This is a genomic window from Hydrogenophaga sp. FW305-3-2-15-A-LB1 (assembly GCF_058787875.1).
Window position 1 is genome coordinate 69,689 of the sequence record NZ_JBYTAE010000008.1, and the last position, 16,211, is coordinate 85,899.

16 protein-coding genes are annotated in these 16,211 nt (G+C 69.4%); 9 read left to right on the forward strand and 7 right to left on the reverse strand.

Annotated elements, in window-relative coordinates:
- Positions 1-50 precede the first annotated feature (50 nt).
- Positions 51-1,241, forward strand: coding sequence for an aminotransferase-like domain-containing protein (locus AC3WPZ_RS04060; RefSeq protein ID WP_444687486.1), 1,191 nt, complete (start codon positions 51-53; stop codon positions 1,239-1,241).
- Between the two features lie 9 nt (positions 1,242-1,250).
- Here AC3WPZ_RS04060 and AC3WPZ_RS04065 read toward each other — a convergent pair whose 3' ends face one another.
- Both AC3WPZ_RS04065 and AC3WPZ_RS04070 read right to left on the reverse strand, forming a co-directional pair.
- Positions 1,251-1,769 carry a ribonuclease toxin HepT-like protein gene (locus AC3WPZ_RS04065; RefSeq protein WP_444686799.1) on the reverse strand — a complete coding sequence of 173 codons (519 nt, stop codon included), beginning with the start codon at positions 1,767-1,769 and terminating at the stop codon, positions 1,251-1,253.
- Entirely contained in the window at positions 1,762-2,112 is a 351-nt protein-coding gene (locus tag AC3WPZ_RS04070; protein ID WP_382157089.1) for a nucleotidyltransferase domain-containing protein, read from the reverse strand. The genes AC3WPZ_RS04065 and AC3WPZ_RS04070 overlap by 8 nt, the downstream gene beginning before the upstream one ends.
- A gap of 412 nt (positions 2,113-2,524) precedes the next feature.
- On the opposite strand from AC3WPZ_RS04070, the gene imuA reads away from it, so the two are divergent.
- From imuA to AC3WPZ_RS04090, 4 genes are read left to right on the forward strand one after another with little or no spacing between them, the layout of a single operon-like run.
- A complete protein-coding gene (gene imuA, locus AC3WPZ_RS04075) occupies positions 2,525-3,346 on the forward strand; it encodes a translesion DNA synthesis-associated protein ImuA (RefSeq protein WP_382325421.1) in 822 nt (273 codons plus the stop codon).
- On the forward strand, positions 3,291-4,601 hold the full coding sequence (locus AC3WPZ_RS04080) for a Y-family DNA polymerase (RefSeq protein ID WP_382157093.1): 1,311 nt from the start codon (positions 3,291-3,293) through the stop codon (positions 4,599-4,601). The genes imuA and AC3WPZ_RS04080 overlap by 56 nt, the downstream gene beginning before the upstream one ends.
- 10 nt (positions 4,602-4,611) lie before the next feature.
- A complete protein-coding gene (locus AC3WPZ_RS04085) occupies positions 4,612-7,719 on the forward strand; it encodes an error-prone DNA polymerase (RefSeq protein ID WP_444686798.1) in 3,108 nt (1,035 codons plus the stop codon).
- Positions 7,720-7,745: 26 nt separating this feature from the next.
- Positions 7,746-8,366, forward strand: coding sequence for a LysE family translocator (locus AC3WPZ_RS04090; RefSeq protein WP_382325413.1), 621 nt, complete (start codon positions 7,746-7,748; stop codon positions 8,364-8,366).
- Positions 8,367-8,422: 56 nt separating this feature from the next.
- Here AC3WPZ_RS04090 and AC3WPZ_RS04095 read toward each other — a convergent pair whose 3' ends face one another.
- Complete coding sequence (locus AC3WPZ_RS04095; RefSeq protein WP_382157099.1) at positions 8,423-8,821, reverse strand: hypothetical protein; 399 nt, start codon at positions 8,819-8,821, stop codon at positions 8,423-8,425.
- Positions 8,822-9,084: 263 nt separating this feature from the next.
- Between AC3WPZ_RS04095 and AC3WPZ_RS04100 the strand changes: the two genes are divergently transcribed.
- A complete protein-coding gene (locus tag AC3WPZ_RS04100; protein ID WP_492438301.1) occupies positions 9,085-9,894 on the forward strand; it encodes a cupin-like domain-containing protein in 810 nt (269 codons plus the stop codon).
- Between the two features lie 27 nt (positions 9,895-9,921).
- Entirely contained in the window at positions 9,922-10,905 is a 984-nt protein-coding gene (locus AC3WPZ_RS04105) for a formylglycine-generating enzyme family protein (protein ID WP_492438303.1), read from the forward strand.
- 6 nt (positions 10,906-10,911) lie between these two features.
- Here the strand turns inward: AC3WPZ_RS04105 and AC3WPZ_RS04110 are convergent, their stop codons facing one another.
- The 4 genes from AC3WPZ_RS04110 to AC3WPZ_RS04125 are packed head-to-tail and all read right to left on the reverse strand — an operon-like array spanning position 10,912 to position 14,412.
- Complete coding sequence (locus tag AC3WPZ_RS04110) at positions 10,912-11,385, reverse strand: EVE domain-containing protein (protein WP_382325407.1); 474 nt, start codon at positions 11,383-11,385, stop codon at positions 10,912-10,914.
- A 20-nt stretch (positions 11,386-11,405) separates the two neighbouring features.
- On the reverse strand, positions 11,406-12,704 hold the full coding sequence (locus tag AC3WPZ_RS04115) for an NAD(P)/FAD-dependent oxidoreductase (protein ID WP_444686795.1): 1,299 nt from the start codon (positions 12,702-12,704) through the stop codon (positions 11,406-11,408).
- 53 nt (positions 12,705-12,757) lie between these two features.
- A complete protein-coding gene (locus tag AC3WPZ_RS04120) occupies positions 12,758-13,585 on the reverse strand; it encodes a class I SAM-dependent methyltransferase (RefSeq protein WP_444686794.1) in 828 nt (275 codons plus the stop codon).
- 14 nt (positions 13,586-13,599) lie between these two features.
- Complete coding sequence (locus tag AC3WPZ_RS04125; RefSeq protein ID WP_444686793.1) at positions 13,600-14,412, reverse strand: class I SAM-dependent methyltransferase; 813 nt, start codon at positions 14,410-14,412, stop codon at positions 13,600-13,602.
- A 266-nt stretch (positions 14,413-14,678) separates the two neighbouring features.
- Between AC3WPZ_RS04125 and AC3WPZ_RS04130 the strand changes: the two genes are divergently transcribed.
- Together AC3WPZ_RS04130 and AC3WPZ_RS04135 are read left to right on the forward strand one after the other, a co-directional pair.
- Positions 14,679-15,206, forward strand: a complete 528-nt coding sequence (locus AC3WPZ_RS04130) for an OsmC family protein (protein WP_444686792.1) — start codon at positions 14,679-14,681, stop codon at positions 15,204-15,206.
- Positions 15,207-15,212: 6 nt separating this feature from the next.
- A complete protein-coding gene (locus tag AC3WPZ_RS04135; RefSeq protein WP_444686791.1) occupies positions 15,213-16,193 on the forward strand; it encodes an AraC family transcriptional regulator in 981 nt (326 codons plus the stop codon).
- Positions 16,194-16,211: the final 18 nt, after the last annotated feature.

Consider the following 16,211-nt stretch of genomic DNA (forward strand, 5'->3'; position numbering starts at 1 on the left):
AGGCCGTTGTCCATCACGACCTCACGGAAACCGCCACCATGCCCTTCACCATTCCCTTCGCCGACCGCCTCAACAACGTCGAAACCTCCGCCATCCGCGAACTCTTCAAGCTGCTGGGCAAGCCCGGCATCATCAGTTTTGCCGGCGGCTTTCCCGACAGCGCGATGTTCGACGTGGACGGGATCCGTGAAGCGGTGAACGCCGCGTTGACCGAAGAGGCCGGTGGCGCGCTGCAATACGGCGCCACCGAGGGCTACCAGCCCCTGCGCGAACAGCTGGCCGCCTTCATGGCCAGCAAGGGCGCGAAGGACGTGGGCGCGAACGACCTCATCGTCACCACCGGCAGCCAGCAGGGCCTGGACCTGCTGGGCAAGACCCTGGTCTCGCCCGGTGACAAGGTCATCGTCGAAGGCCCGACCTTCCTCGCCACCATCCAGTGCTTCCGCCTCTATGGCGCCGAGCTCATCAGCGCGCCGGTGGACGGCGACGGCGTGAAGACCGACGAGCTGGAAAAGCTCATCGCCGAACACAAGCCCAAGTTCGTCTACCTGATCCCCACCTTCGGCAACCCCAGCGGCGGCCTGCTCAGCCTGGAGCGGCGCAAGCGGGTGCTGGAGATGGCGGTGAAGCACGACACGCTGATCGTCGAAGACGATCCATACGGCGACCTCTACTTCGGCGCGGCCCCGCCGCCCAGCCTGCTCGCGCTCAGCCCCAGCGTGCCCGGCAGCCGCGAGCGCCTGGTGCACTGCGGATCCTTGAGCAAGGTGCTCAGCCCCGGCCTGCGCGTGGGCTGGATGGTGGGCCCGGCCGAGCTGCTGGCCAAGGCCACCATGTGCAAGCAGTTCAGCGACGCCCACACCAGCACCTTCGCCCAGGCCACCGCCGCGCAGTACCTCAAGGCCGGCCGCATGCCCGGCACGCTGGACAAGGTGCGCAAGGTCTACGCCGAGCGCGCCATCACCATGGGCAACGCCCTGCGCCGCGAGCTGGGCGATGCGATCGACTTCGTGCAACCCCAGGGCGGCCTGTTCGTCTGGGCCAGCCTCACGGGTGCCGGCGGCAAGGTGAAGGACGGCGGTGAGCTGGCCAAGCGCGCGATCGAAAAAGGCGTGGCCTTCGTGCCTGGCGCGCCGTTCTTCGCGCGCAACCCCGACCACGCGACGCTGCGCCTGTCCTTCGCCACCGTGGGGCTGGAGAAGATCGAGGAAGGGATCGGGCGCCTGGGCCAGGCGGTCTGAGCGGCGTCGTCAGCCAGAGCGCTTCTTGGTGCGGCTCTCGGCCTTGCGGGATTCCAGCCGCTCCGCCTCGGCCATGGCCAGCACTTCTTCCAGTGCCGTGATGGCCAAGGCCATTTCCTGGCGAAAGAGCGGCGCTGCTTGCCTGGCGTTGTGCAGCACGTGCCTGGCGCGCTCCGGGTCGATCTCGCTGCCGTAGCGCCTGCGGCCCACGTGGCGAAAGCCGCGCAGATCATCCAGCAGTTGCTGCAGCGCTTCGCTGATCAAGGCATCGCGTGTCCCGGTGGCGGCAGCGGCGGTCTTGATCAACCTGGCGTGGTAGGCCGGGTCTTGCGCCATGGGCGGGTCCGTCCGCTTGAGGATCGCTTCCAGAATGGTCTCCATGCCGGTATAGACGCTGTTGACCGTGGCGCCGGCCAGCTTGCCGTAAGCCCAGTCCCCTGCGGAGGGGTTCTGAGCTTCCCAGCGCCCGAACTCCTCCAGCTCTTTGTCGAGCTTGGCCATCTCGGCCTCGAAGTCTCTTCTATGCATTCAGGCTGTCCTGTATGCGGGCAAAGGCGTCGGGTCCGATGGTCTCTTCGGCCACGACATCCACCGGGATGGTGAGGCGCTCGGCCAGCGTTTCGGAGACCGCGCGCATGGCCCCCAGCGGCCCGGGGTCGGTGATCAGCAGATCGATGTCGGAGTGGGGCGTGGTCTGGCCTGTTTTCATCGAGCCGAAGAGCCGGACCGTCACGCCTTTTTTCTTCATGGCCGCGATGATTGCGCGCGCCTCTTGCCGACCCAGGCGCAGACGCGCTTCGGCCTGCCGCTGTGTGCCGGCATCAGGTTGGTGGAGCGAGAGCCTGGGGTGGGCCCGCGTCTGCACGTGCATTGGGGGTTCAGGTGCCCTTGGTTTGGCGGGCCTGCCCCGGGGCAGCCTCGGGTCGGCCACATCCGAGGGGATGAGCCACAGGGTCAGCGGCCCCAGGCTGTGCTGGGCGGCGCCCGGGATTCGACCGGTGCGGCACAACTGCCGCACCCGTTCCGCGCTGATCCCATAGGCCTTGGCGTATTCCGCAGGCGAAAGCAGGGAGACGGGCGCACCCGATCCCCCGGAAGAAGGCCGGGCAGAGCGTCGAGCGGAGTGAACGGGAACCATGGCGCATTCTACAAAAAACGTAGACCCCCACAATATTTAATGAACCGCCGCTTGCCCTTCAGATGGACAGGACTTGGGCTTTCATATACTGTACGGAGATACAGTATTTTGAAGCTGCCCATTTTCCCCGCGCATCCATCCCGCCATGCTGCCCGCCGTTTTCTGGCAGGAGGACGATCCGTCCCCGGCCCCCACACCCGTTCGCCCGGTGCCGCCGCCCGCTGGTGGCCTGTCGGCGGCCGTGGCCGCGGCGCTGTGGCGGGGTGACCAGCTCGGCGCGCCGGTCTCGGCGGTGTGGCCCAGCGGCTTCGCCGCGCTGGACGCGCAGTTGCCTGGCGGTGGCTGGCCCGGCCACGGGCTGACCGAAATCCTCACCCCGCACAGCGGCACGCTGGAATGGCGCCTGCTCGGGCCGGCGCTGCGCCAAGTCTGTGCCGCCGGGCAGGCGGTGGTGGTGATCGGCCCGCCGCTGTCGCCGCACCTGCCCGGCCTGCGCTTCGAAGGCCTCGACGAGCGCCAGCTGGTCTGGGTGCAGGCCGACACGGCGGCCGAGCGCCTGTGGTCGGCCGAGCAGCTCATCAAGGCCCAGGCCGGCGGCGCGATCGTCGCCTGGCTGCCGCGGGCGAGGGCAGCGCAGATCCGCCGGCTGCAGGTGCTCGCCACCGGCTTCGAGTCGCCGGTGTTCGTGTGCCGGCCCATGCACGCCCTGGGCGAGTCGTCGGCCGCGCCGCTGCGCGTGCAGGCCTGCGTGGGGGTGGACTGGGAGCTGCAGTTGCGCATCGCCAAGCGCAAGGGCCCGCCGCTGGAGGCCACCCTGCACCTGCCCTCGGTGCCGGGTGGCCTTGCCACCATCCTCCCACCCCGGCTGCGTGAGCCCAGCCGGTGGATGCCCCGAACCGAAGAGAACGAGCATGTTGTGGTCCGCCCTGCTGCCCAGCCCGAGCGCCGGCACAGCCCCGCCCACTGAGGCCGCGCCGCAGCGCGCGCTGGCGACCTGGGCCTTGCAGTTCACGCCCCGCGTAGCCCTGGCCGACGAAGCCGTGCTCATGGAGGTGGCGGCCAGCGCGCGCCTGTTCGGTGGCCGCCGTGCCTTGCGCGAGCGCGTGTGGGGCGAAGCCCGCGAACTCGGCGTGGCGCAGCTGGCCTGGGCGCCCAACGGCCTGGCCGCGCTCGCGCTGGCGCGCGCCGGCATCGAGAACGGTTTCCAACGCCCGCTGGCCGCGCTGCTCGACACCCTGCCCATGGACACGCTGAGCGCCGTGCGGCCGCACCGGCTCACGCTCGAACACATCGGCTGCCGCACGCTGGGCGACGTGCGCGCGCTGCCGCGCAGCGGCCTGGGCCGCCGCTTCGACCAGCTCCTGTTGCAGGCGCTCGACCAGGCCTACGGGACCGCGCCCGAGGCGCACGACTGGGTGGCGCTGCCCGAGCATTTTGAAGAGCGGCTCGAACTCATGGCCCGCGTGGAGCAGGCGCCGGCCCTGCTGTTCGGCGCGCGGCGCCTGCTGCGCGTGCTCAGCGGCTGGCTGGCCGCGCGGCGCGCGGGCGTCACCGCCTTCACGCTGCGCTGGGCACACGACGCGATGCGCGCGCGCGCGGCGGGCGAGGGAGGCGAGATCACCATCCGCACCGCCGAGCCCACGCGCGACATCGAACACCTCTGCCGCCTGCTGGGTGAGCACCTGGCGCGCGTGAAACTGCTCGCGCCCGTGGGCGACCTGGTGATGGTGGCCACCGAGGTGCGGCCGCTGCACGACGTGAGCGCCTCGCTGCTGCCCGACACCGTGCGCCAGGGCGAGCAACTGGGCCTGGTGCTGGAGCGGCTTTCCGCCCGCCTGGGGCCGCAGCGCGTGCTGCGCCCGGTGCTGTGCGAAGACCACCGCCCCGAGTGGATGTGCCGCTGGCAGCCGGCCACGCTGCCCCTGCCGCGCCAGGGCGCGCCCGGCACCGAACTGCCACAGCCCGGCTTCGTGCTGCCCATGCCCTTGCGGTTGGCCGTGCGCGACCACCGGCCGGTCCACCACGACAGCGAACTGGTCATGCTGCTCGGGCCGCAGCGCGTGGAGGGCGGCTGGTGGGACCGCGTCGAAGGCGCCGAGCGCATGCGCAACGTGGTGCGCGACTACTGGGTGGCCCTGTCCCCGCAGGCCGGCGTGCTGTGGGTGTTCCAGACCCGGCTGGACGGCGCGCCCGCCTGGTACCTGCATGGGCACTTCGCCTGAAGGCACCGCCATGAACGCCGATGCCCTTCCCGATTACGCCGAGCTGCGCTGCCTCTCGAACTTCAGCTTCCTGCGCGGCGCCAGCCACCCCGAGGAACTGGTCGAGCGCGCGCAAGCCCTGGGCTACCGCGCCCTGGCCCTGGTGGACGAGTGTTCCCTGGCCGGCGTGGTGCGCGCCCACGTCGCCGCGAAAAAGCACGGCTTCAAGTTGCTGATCGGCAGCCAGTTCCAGGTGCGGTGCGACGCGCCCTTCACCCTGGTCGTGCTGGCCTGCAACCTCAACGGCTACGGCAACCTGTGCGAATTCATCACCCGCCTGCGCCGCAGCGCCCCCAAGGGCACCTACCGGTTGACGGTCGGCGACATCGATGCCGCGGCCCTGGCCGACTGCGTGGTGATCGCCGTGCCCGACCGCCACAGCGACCAGGATCCGATGGACACCATCGCGCGCTGGCTGCTGCAGCACTTCATGGGCCGCTGCTGGCTCGGCGTGGAACAGCTCTGCCGTTTCGACGACGAAATGCGCCTGCACCAGCTGCGCCAGAGCAGCGCGCTCACCGCCGTGCCGCTGGTGGCCGTGGGCGACGTGCGCATGCACGTGCGCTCGCGCAAACCCCTGCACGACGTGCTCACCGCCACGCGCATCGGCAAGCCGCTCACCGAATGCGGCTTCGCGCTGGAGCCCAGCGCCGAGCAGCGCCTGCGCGCGCGCCTCACGCTGGGTCAGCTCTACCCCGCCGACCTGCTGGCCGAAACCCTGGCGGTGGCCGCGCGCTGCGATTTTTCGCTGGACGAACTGCGCTACCAGTACCCGAGCGAGGTGATCCCCGAGGGAGAAACGCCGCAGAGCCACCTGCGCCAGCTGACCGAAGAAGGTGCCCGCAGGCGGTGGCCGCAGGGCACGCCCGAGGCGTTTGCGAAACAGATCGAGCACGAGCTGGAACTCATCGCCTACAAGCGGTACGAGCATTACTTTCTGACGGTGCACGACATCGTGGCCTTCGCCCGCTCGAAAGCCATCCTGTGCCAGGGCCGGGGCTCGGCGGCCAACAGCGTGGTGTGTTACTGCCTGGGCATCACCGAAGTGGACCCGGGGCGCACGGGCCTGCTGTTCGAGCGCTTCATCTCGCGCGAACGCGACGAACCGCCCGACATCGACGTGGACTTCGAGCACGAGCGGCGCGAGGAAGTCATCCAGTACCTGTACGGGAAATACGGCCGCGAGCGCGCCGCGCTCACCGCCACCGTCATCAGCTACCGCCCGCGCAGCGCGCTGCGCGACGTGGGCAAGGCCCTGGGCTTTGCGGAAGGCTCGCTCGATGTGCTGGCCAAACAGTCGCGCTGGTGGGACGGGCACGCGATCGCGCCCGAACGGCTCCAGGAGGCCGGCCTCGACACCGGGCAGCTGAAGGTGCGCCAGCTGCTGGAACTCACCTCCACCCTCATGGGCTTTCCGCGCCACCTCTCGCAGCACACCGGCGGCTTCGTGCTCACGCAACTGCCGCTCTCGCGCCTGGTGCCGATCGAGAACGCCACCATGAAAGACCGCACCGTGATCGAGTGGGACAAGGACGACCTCGACGCCGTCGGCCTGCTCAAGGTGGACGTGCTCGCGCTGGGCATGCTCACCGCGCTGCGCAAGGCGATGGCACTGCTCGGCGACAAAGACGGGCGGGCGTTCTGCATGCAGGATATCCCGGACAACGACGGCCCGACCTACGACATGATTTGCGCCGCCGACACCGTGGGCGTGTTCCAGATCGAGAGCCGCGCGCAGATGAGCATGCTGCCGCGCTTGAGGCCACGTTCTTATTACGACCTCGTGATCGAGGTCGCGCTGGTGCGGCCCGGGCCCATCCAGGGTGGGGCGGTGCATCCTTATCTGAACCGGCGGCAGGGCAAGGTACCGGTGAGCTTTCCCGGGCCGGAGGGCGGAAGGGCCTTGAGGGCGGCGTTGGGCCGCACGATGGGCGTGCCCATCTTTCAGGAGCAGTGCATGCAGATCGCCGTGCTCGCGGCCGGCTTCACACCCGGCGAGGCCGACGAATTGCGCCGCGCCATGGCCGCCTGGAAACGCCACGGCAACGTGCAGAAATACGAGCAGCGGCTGATCAAGGGCATGACCGATCGTGACTACGAGCCCGAGTTCGCCAAAAGCATCTTCGAGCAGATCAAAGGTTTCTCCAGCTACGGCTTTCCCGAAAGCCACGCCGCCAGCTTCGCGCTGCTGGTCTATGTGAGCGCGTGGATCAAATGCCACCACCCGGCCGAGTTCCTCACCGCGCTGCTCAACAGCCAGCCGCTGGGTTTCTACACGCCCAGCCAGCTGGTGCAGGACGCGAAACGCCACGGCGTGGTCGTGCGGCCGGTGGACGTGCTGCACAGCGACCGCGACAGCATCCTCGACGCCGATGGCGCGGTGCGCCTGGGCATGCGCCTGGTCAGCGGCATCGGTCAGGAGGCGGCCGAGCGCATCGTGCAGGCGCGCGCGCAGCAACCCTTTCGCAACGCGCAAGACCTCGCGCGCCGCGCCGGCCTGGACCAGCCGCAGATGAAAGCGCTCGCCGCCGCCGACGCCCTCATGGGCCTGAGCGGCCACCGCCGCCAGCAGGTGTGGGACGCCGCCGCGCTGCGCCCGCCACCGGCCTTGCTCAAGGGCGCGCCAGTGGACGAGGCCCCGCTGGCCCTGCCGCCCGCGCCCGAAGGCGAAGCCATCGTGTGGGACTACGCCAGCCTGGGCCTCACCCTGCGCCGCCACCCGCTCGCCCTGCTGCGCGAAGAACTCGCGAAACGCCGGCTCATGACCGCCGAACAACTCAAGGACGCGCCCAACGGCCGCCTCGTGCGCCACTGCGGCATCGTCACCCTGCGCCAGCAGCCCGGCACCTCCTCGGGCGTGGTGTTCGTGAGCCTGGAAGACGAAACCGGCGTGGTGCAGGTCATCGTGTGGCAGCGCATCCGCGAACGCCAGCGCGCCGTGCTCACCGGCGCGCGCCTGCTGGCCGTGCGTGGCGTGTGGCAGCGCGAGGGCGAGGCGCGCAACCTCATCGCCGGCCACCTCGAAGACCTCACGCCCCTGCTCAACGGCCTGTCCACCGTGAGTCGGGATTTCCATTGAGGCCCATCGGCGCTAGCATCACCCCCATGAACCTCGACACCTGGCTCATCTACCTGCTGGCCGCCGCCGGCCTGTCCCTCTCGCCCGGCCCCAACGGCCTGCTCGCGCTCACGCATGGGGTGCTGCACGGCCAGCGCAAGACGCTGTTCACCATCTTCGGTGGCACGCTGGGCTTCGTGGCGGTCATCGCGCTGTCCATGTTCGGCATCGGCGCGCTGCTGCAGACCTCGCTGGTGTGGCTCACCGCGCTGAAGTGGCTCGGTGGCGCCTACCTCGTGTGGCTGGGCATCCAGGTCTGGCGCTCGCCGCCCGTGGGCGTGCAGCTCACCGAAGGCGACCGGGCCGGGCCGGCGCGCTCAGGCGGCTCGCTGTTCCGGCAGGGGGCCCTGTCCGCTGTCACCAACCCCAAGGGCATCCTGTTCTTCGCGGCCTTCCTGCCGCAGTTCATCGACCCGCACCGCAGCCTGTTGCTGCAGTTCCTGATCATGGCCGGCACCTTCGCGCTGGTCGAGGCCATCACCGAGCTGTTCATCGCCGGCATGGCCGCGCGCATCAGCCCCTGGCTGCGCCGCGTGGGCAAGCGGTTCAACCAGGTCTGCGGCGGCATCTTCGTGGCCATTGGCCTGGCGCTGCCACTGCGCGGCTGAGGGGGCGGCTCAAAAAAACCGCCCCGAAGGGCGGTTCGCGCGATGGGAGAAGCTGTTTAAGCCTTTTCCTTGGCGGCCTTCACAGCACGGTCGTGAACCGCCTTGGCGTCCGCCTTGCACACCTTCTGGGCGTCACCGGCCTGGTCTTCGCATTTTTCCTTGGCGAGGTCGTAGGTGGTGTCCGCCTTGACTTCCTCGAGCTTGCGGGCGTTGCCCAGCGTGGCCTTGTACTTGTGCTCCAGCTCGGCCTTCTCGACCTTTTCCTTGCCCTTGGCTTCGACTTCGCAAATGTCCTTGGCGTTGTCCTTGAGGGCATCGCAGGACTTCTTGGCGGTCTTGTAGTTCATCTCGACGCGGTCTTTGGCCGCGTCGTATTCGGCCTTGGTCATGGCCTGGGCCGATGCGATGGCAGAGGCGGCGCACAGGGTGATGGCGGTGAGTGTCTTGATGTACATGGTTTTAATCTCCTGAGGGTTTCGAGAAACTTCATCTTCGCCCTGCGGCTGCATGCCCTCCGTAGGAAAAGCGCGCCGAGCCATGTAGGAGAAGCAGCAACGCTGGCCCGGCGCGGTCTTTCCATCCTTCGTGATTTTTGCCCTGATATGCCGCTGGCCATCCAGGAAGCGCGGCGAAGGCACCGCACAATGCCACGGCCCGACCGCGTTCCACAGGAGATTCGATGTACCAGGTATTCGACACGGACATGGAGATGTCTTCCATGATCGACAAGGTGTCCTTCCAGTTCAAACAGAAACTGTTCGAACACCCCGCGTTGAACCTGGAAAACATCCAGCGCGCCATCCCCGAAATCAACAAGGATCTCATCTATTTTTCGGGCCACAAGATGAGCAAGGACGAGGACTTCGAGACGGCCATCACCGAGGGGCGCAAAGCCTTGCCGATCGAAAAGATCGTCGAGAACCTCCCGACGTCGAACTCGTACATCATGATCCGGGAGCCGGAAAGCCACCCCGCCTTCCGCGGGCTTCACGACGACCTGGTGAAGGACATCGCCCGGACCGTGAAAGCGCGCGGCCATGGCGTGCCCATCGAGCCCCGCTCCTACATTTTTCTCTCGTCGCCCCACAGCATCACGCCCTTCCATTTCGATCGGGCATCGAATTTCCTGCTGCAGATCGCGGGCTCGAAAGAGGTCACCGTTTTTCCGCCCTTGGACAAGCGCGTCATCACGCAGCCCGAGTACGAATCGCACATGGAGCGCGAGGTGGGCGCCCTCAAATGGAAGCCCGATTGCGAGGGCCTGGGGGTGTCGTACCACTGCGCACCGGGGGACGCGCTTCATATCCCTTTCCTGGCCGGGCATCACGTGAAAAATGGTCCCGAGGTGTCGGTGACCTTGTCAATTTTCTTCAACGACACCCGAACGCTCAAGCAGCTCAACGCGATGAGGTTCAACCACCGGGTGCGGAAGAAGTGGGGGGCCTCGCCCATGGCGGTGGGCCAGAGCCATCGCATGGATTCCTTGAAGGCCTTGGCATTTCGAGGGTACGCGCGCTTGACCGCGTAAACGACGATGGGTCCCAGAGGCGCTGCTGTGTTCACCTGGGCATCGCTGGCCCTGGTGGCGCTTCTCGCGGCGTGCGCCACACCGCGCACCGCCACCGTCGATTCCCTCGGCATTTCGTTCGTGCGAGTGCCGGCGGGCGAGTTCCTGATGGGCAGCGACGAATCGGTGCAGGCACTGGCGGCGGCCTATCCCGCCTTGGAGCGGTCCCGCTTCGAGGGCTTGTCGGACGAAGCCCCGGTGCACCGCGTGCGCATCGCCAAGCCCTTCGAGATGAGTCGGCACGAGATCACGGTGGGGCAGTTCCGGGCGTTCCTGCGGCGCTCGGGCCATGTGCCCGAATCGGTCGCGGACGGCACCGGGGGCTATGGCTACAACCCGGCCTATGACCCCGCCACCAGCCCCCGGCGCGATGCGTTCGAGGGGCGGTCCCCGCGCTACTCCTGGCAGAGCCCCGGCTTCGCGCAGGGCGAAGACCACCCGGTGGTGAACGTCACTTGGAACGACGCGGTCGCGCTGGCCCGCTGGCTGTCACAGCAGGAGGGTCGCACCTACCGCCTGCCGACGGAGGCCGAGTGGGAGTACGCGTGCCGCGCCGGCGGCACGGGCCGCTACCAGCATGGCGACGACCCGGCGGGGCTGATCGGGGTGGGCAACACGTTCGACGAAGATGCTGTCGCGAACTGGCCGGCCTGGCGCGATCGGGCGGTGCCCGGCCGCGATGGCCATGCGTTCACGGCGCCCGTGGGCGCCTACACCGCGAACGCCTTTGGCCTGCACGACATGCATGGCAATGTGTGGGAGTGGGTGTCGGACTGGCACGGGGACGACTACTACGCGCAGTCGCCCGTGGACGACCCGACGGGCCCGGCCGATGGTGTGGTGAAAGTGCGCCGGGGCGGCTCCTGGCACACCTGGCCCTTGTACACGCGGTGCGCGTTCCGCAACTGGAACACGGTGCAGACGCGCTACACGCTGGTGGGCATCCGGCTGGTGCGCGAAGCCGCTCGTTGAGCGGCGCTACTTTCGATCGCCGGCCAGCTGGTCGGTGATGAGCCTCCAGTGCTCAACGCTCACCGGTGTGATCGAGAGCCGGTTGCCGCGCTTGAGCACCACCATGTCGGCCAGTTCGGGCGTGTCGCGCAATTCGGGCAGGCCGATCAGCCGCGTCTTGCGCAGGGCCTGCACGTCCAGCAGCAGCCAGCGCGGCGCGTCGGGTTTCGACGCGGCGTCGAAATAGGGCGACTTCGCGTCGAACTGCGTGGGATCCGGCCGCGTGGTGGAGGCCACGCGCGCGATGCCGACGATGCCCGGTTCGGGGCAGCTGGAGTGGTAGAACAGCACGCCATCGCCGACCTGCATGCCGTCGCGCATGAAGTTGCGGGCCTGGTAGTTGCGCACACCGGTCCAGGGCACGGTGGCTTTCGGGGCGGCGAGCGCGTCGTCGATCGAGCACTCGTCGGGCTCGGATTTCATCAGCCAGTATTGGGTCATGGTGGTGTCCTTTCTCTGCCTCAATGCAGCTTCACCAGCGGTGTCGCCCGCTTCACCAGGAAACGCGCCACCGCCAGCACGCCGGTGCGCAGTGTGCCGAGCACGGCCTGGTGGTGCATCAGGTGCAGGCTCACGTACATCATGCGGGCGAACATGCCTTGCACGTACCAGGTGGAGCGGAACAGGTTGCCCATGAGGTTGCCGACCGAGGTCTGCGTGCCCAGCGAAACCAGCGAGCCGTGGTCCTTGTAGACGTAGGGCCGGGTGCCCGCGGGCCGGTCGTTGGCGCGGCGCAGCAGCGCGTCAACGAGGTAGCTGGCCTGCTGGTGCGCGGCCTGCGCGCGTGGGGGCACGAAGCCGCCATCGGCCGTGGGGCAGGCGGCGCAGTCGCCCAGCGCGTAGAGGTCGGTCTGGCCTTTCACCAGCAGGTTGCCTTCCACCTCCAGCAGGCCGGCGCGGGTGGTGGGCAGGCCGAGCGTGCCCAGCACGTCGGGGGCCTTGATGCCGGCGGCCCAGACCACGATGTCGGCCGCGAACACGCGGCCGGTGGCGTCTTCCACCTGCTCGGGCGTGATGCGCGCGACGCGGCAGTTGGTTTCGATGGTGACGTGGCGTTCGCGCAGCAGCTGCGCGGCGGCGGTGGATACCTTTTCGGGCAGCGGCGCGAGGATGCGGGCCGCTCCTTCGAGCAGGGTGATCTGCACGTCGCGGTGCGGGTCGAGCCGGCGAAAGCCGTAGCGCGAGTGCACCACGCTGGCTTCGCGCAGCTCGGCCGCGAGTTCCACGCCGGTGGCGCCGCCGCCGATGATGACCACGCGCACCTGGGCTTGCGAGCCCGCGCTCTTGCGCAGTTCGGCGGCGGTGAGCAGCTTGAGCATGCGCAGGCGGAAGTGTTCGGCGTCGGCCGGGCGGTTGAGCGAGAGCGTGTGTTCGGCCGCGCCGGGCACGTTGAAGTGGTTGGCCGTGCTGCCGACCGCGATCACCAGCTGGTCGAAGGGCAGGGTGCGCTCGGGGATGAGTTCATCGCCGGTTTCGTCGGTGATGGGCGCCACGGTGAGGGTCTTGCCGGTGGCATCGAGCGCGGTCATGGCGCCGAAGCAGAAGGTGAAGCGGTTGTCGTGCGCGAGCATTTCGTACGACAGGCCTTCCTGGTGGATGTCCAGCGTGCCGGCGGCGACTTCGTGCAGCGAGGGTTTCCAGATGTGGAAGAGCTGCTGGTCGACCAGGGTGACCTGCTCCGCGCCGAGCTTGCGCCCGAGTTTGCAGGCCAGTTCCAGGCCGCCCGCGCCGCCGCCCACGATCACGATTCTTGTGTGCATTCTTTTCGTCCCAGTGGAAGATCGGCTTCCACTGTAGACGACGCGGCCCTCCCTCAGCTTCGCTCGGGCTTGTGGCCGGTCACGAGCACGAACTCGGCCGGCACCGCGTAGCCGGCGCCGCTGCGCCAGGGCGCGAGCGCGTCGAGGTAGCGGGCGCAGGCCCGCGCGCGCGCCTCGTCGCCAAAGCGCGACCAGGCGAGTGCCACCGGGCCGCCGGCGAAGGCGGCGCGGCAGGCTTCGTCGCCGCTGGCGTAGTGAAGGCTGGTGTTCAGGCGTTCGGTCCGCAGCCCGGTCGCGCCAGCCTGGCCGCACAGCCGCGCCAGCGCGTCGCCCTGGCCGAGGCGGAAGAACAGCGGGCAGACTTCGGTGGTCACTTCGGCATCGACGATGGGAAACAGCGCCGACCAGCCGCAGCGCGCTCGCTCGCCCCACACCGCCAATCCCAGGCGGCCCCCCGGGCGCAGCACGCGCACCAGTTCTTTCAGGGCCTGCTCGGGTTCGGGCAGGTACATGAGTCCGAAGGCGCACAGCGCGGCGTCGAGGCTGGCATCGGCCAGCGCCAGCTGTTCGGCGTCCATGCGCTCCCAGCGCACGTGGCGCTGCCCGCTGGCCCGCGCGCGGCGCTCGGCGGCCTGCACCATGCGCTCCGAGAGATCGACCCCGATCGCCTGACCCTGCGGCCCCACACTGTGCGCGGCGCGCAGGGTGACCAGGCCGGTGCCGCAGGCCACATCGAGCACGTGTTCACCGGTTTGCAGCGCCATGCGCTCCAGCAGGCGGGCCTGGGCGGGCGCCAACTGGGCCTGCCACAGCGCCTCGTAGTCGTCCGCGGCCAGGTCCCAGCCGTAGCGCTGCACGCGGCGTTGAAGGCGCGCGTCCATGGTGGGCCCTTTCGTCAGCGGCGGGTGATGACGATTTCGAGGTACTCGCTGGGCACCACCAGCGCGGTGGGGCCGCCCCGGTTGAGGCGGTTGAGCAGTTCGGTGAGGTCGCTCTCCAGCGCCTGGGCCTTGTCGGGTGGCAGCGCGGCGAAGGCCTTGTGCACCGGGCCGTACCAGGTGCGGAACACGTCGATGAAGTGCGCGGCCGAGCGGTAACGGAAATTGAACAGCCGGGGCGTGGCGTCGATCTTCGCGGCGGTGGACCCGAAGAGCTCGCGCAGGTGTGCCTCCGTGCCCCAGAGCGAGGGCGGCTGCACGCCGGCCGGTGGTGGCAGCTGGCGCCCCAGGGTCTTGAACAGCTGGCCGATGAAGCCTTCGGGCGTCCAGTTGGCCAGGCCTATGCGCCCGCCGGGGCGGCAGACGCGCGCCATCTCGGCCGCGCTGCGGGCGTGGTCGGGCGCGAACATCACGCCGAAGGTGGAGAGCACCACGTCGAAGCTGGCATCGTCGAAGGGCAGTTCTTCCACGTCGGCGACCTGGAATTGCACGTCGAGCCGCTCGGCCTGCGCGCGTTCGGCGCCGCGTTCGAGCAGGGTGGGCACGTAGTCGGTGGAGGTGACGCGGGCGCCCCGGCGCGCCGCGGCCAGGGTGGCGTTGCCGTTGCCGGCGGCCACGTCGAGCACGCGCTCGTCCCAGCGCAGGTCGCAGGCCTCGGCGAGCGATTCGCCGACGAGCTGCAGGGTGGTGCCGATGACGGCGTAGTCGCCGCTGGCCCAGGCGGCCTGCTGGCGGGTTTTCAGGGCAATGAAGTCGGTCGGTGCGTTCATGGTGTTTGTCTCGCTGAAGGGTGGCTGGCGTGCGGGCCGCGGTGATCGATGGCCCGGCATGCAGTGGAACGCGAGGGGGGGTGTGGTGTCCTGCCCGAGGCGCGCTCAGGACTGCCCGATCGTCCGGATCTGGCCCCGGGGCGCTGGCGCGGCTGACCGCGCGTCCGGAAATGCTGTCCCAGCGTCCGGCCCGGGTGCATGAGCCGACGTGCTGCCTTGGTGCCTGGGGGGAGGGCGCCCATAATGCCTCGGCTCGGAGGTGCACCGTGACGCAACAACACATCGCAGAGGCCCTGCAGCGCGTGCAAGCCGTGCTGCAGCGCCGGCCCGAGACCGGCTTGCACGAGGACGGCCCGGCCACCGCGCGCTGGACCGGTGGCACGCGCGTGGTGGCCAGCCACGCCAACGGCACGCAGGTGCCTTCCGACATGCCGAACGAACTCGGCGGCACCGGCGATCTGGTGACGCCGGGCTGGCTGTTCCGCGCGGGGCTGGCGTCCTGCGCGACCACCTCCATCGTGATGGCGGCGGCGGCCGAGGGTGTCGAACTCACCAGCCTGGAGGTGAAAGCGACCAGCCGCTCCGACACCCGCGGCCTGCTCGGCATGCGCGATGCCGACGGGCAGGCGGTGAACGCCGGGCCAGGGGATGTGCAGTTGGCCGTGCGCGTGCAGGCGAACGGCGTGCCGCCCGAACGCCTGCGCGCGCTGGTGCAGTCGGCGGTGGGCCGCTCGCCGATTCCCAACGCGTTGCAGGCCGCGACGCCGCTGGCCTTGCGCATCGATGCTGGCTGAAAAGGCATGGACGCCCTGTCCGAAACCCTGCGCGTGGTGCAACTGGTGGGCGCCATCTTTCTCCAGGGCCGCTTCACCGCGCCCTGGTGCTACCAGTCGCCGCGCGCCGACGCGGCCGCGCCGTTGCTGGAGCCGGACGCCGAGCGGGTGGTGATCTTTCACCTGGTCACCGAGGGCGAGTGTTTCGTGGAGCTGGACCACCAGCCGCCGGTGCGGCTGGGTGCGGGGGATGTGATCGTGTTCTCGCAGGGCGATGCGCACCGCATGGGATCGGCCCCCGGCCTCACACCCGCGCCCGCCACGCCGTTGAAGGAGCTGCTGCAGCGCCGGCCCCGGCAACTGATGTACGGCGGGGGCGGTGCGCCGACCCGGCTGCTGTGCGGCTACCTGGCCTGCGACGCGCGGCTGGCCCGCCTGCTGCTGGCCGGGCTGCCGCCGCTGGTGCGGGTGAACGTGCGCGGATCGAACGCGGGCACCTGGCTGGAAGCCTCGGTGCGCTACGCGCTGGCCGAGGCGCGCTCGCCCCGGCCGGGCGGTGCGGGCGTGTTGTCCAAGCTGGCCGAGGTGCTGTTCATCGAGGTGCTGCGGCTCTACATCAACGAGCAGAGCGCGGGCCGCACCGGCTGGCTCGCGGGCCTGGGCGACCGCGTGGTGGGCGCCGCGCTCAACGCGCTGCACCAGCGCCCGGCGCACGCCTGGACGCTGGAGGAACTCGCGCGCGAGGCGGGCACTTCGCGCTCGGTGCTGGCCGAACGCTTCCAGCACCTGGTGGGCAGCTCGCCCATGCAGTACCTGATCCAGTGGCGCATGATGCTCGCGGCCAACCTGCTGTGCCGCAGCAAGGCACCGCTCTCGCGCATCGCCGAGGACGTGGGCTACCAGACCGACACGGCGTTCATCCGCGCGTTCCGGCGCGAGTACGGCGTGCCACCGGCCACCTGGCGGCGCCGGCGCGCGGCGCAGGAGGAGTTGACCGAACCGACCTGATCGGCGCGGTTTTCCGCC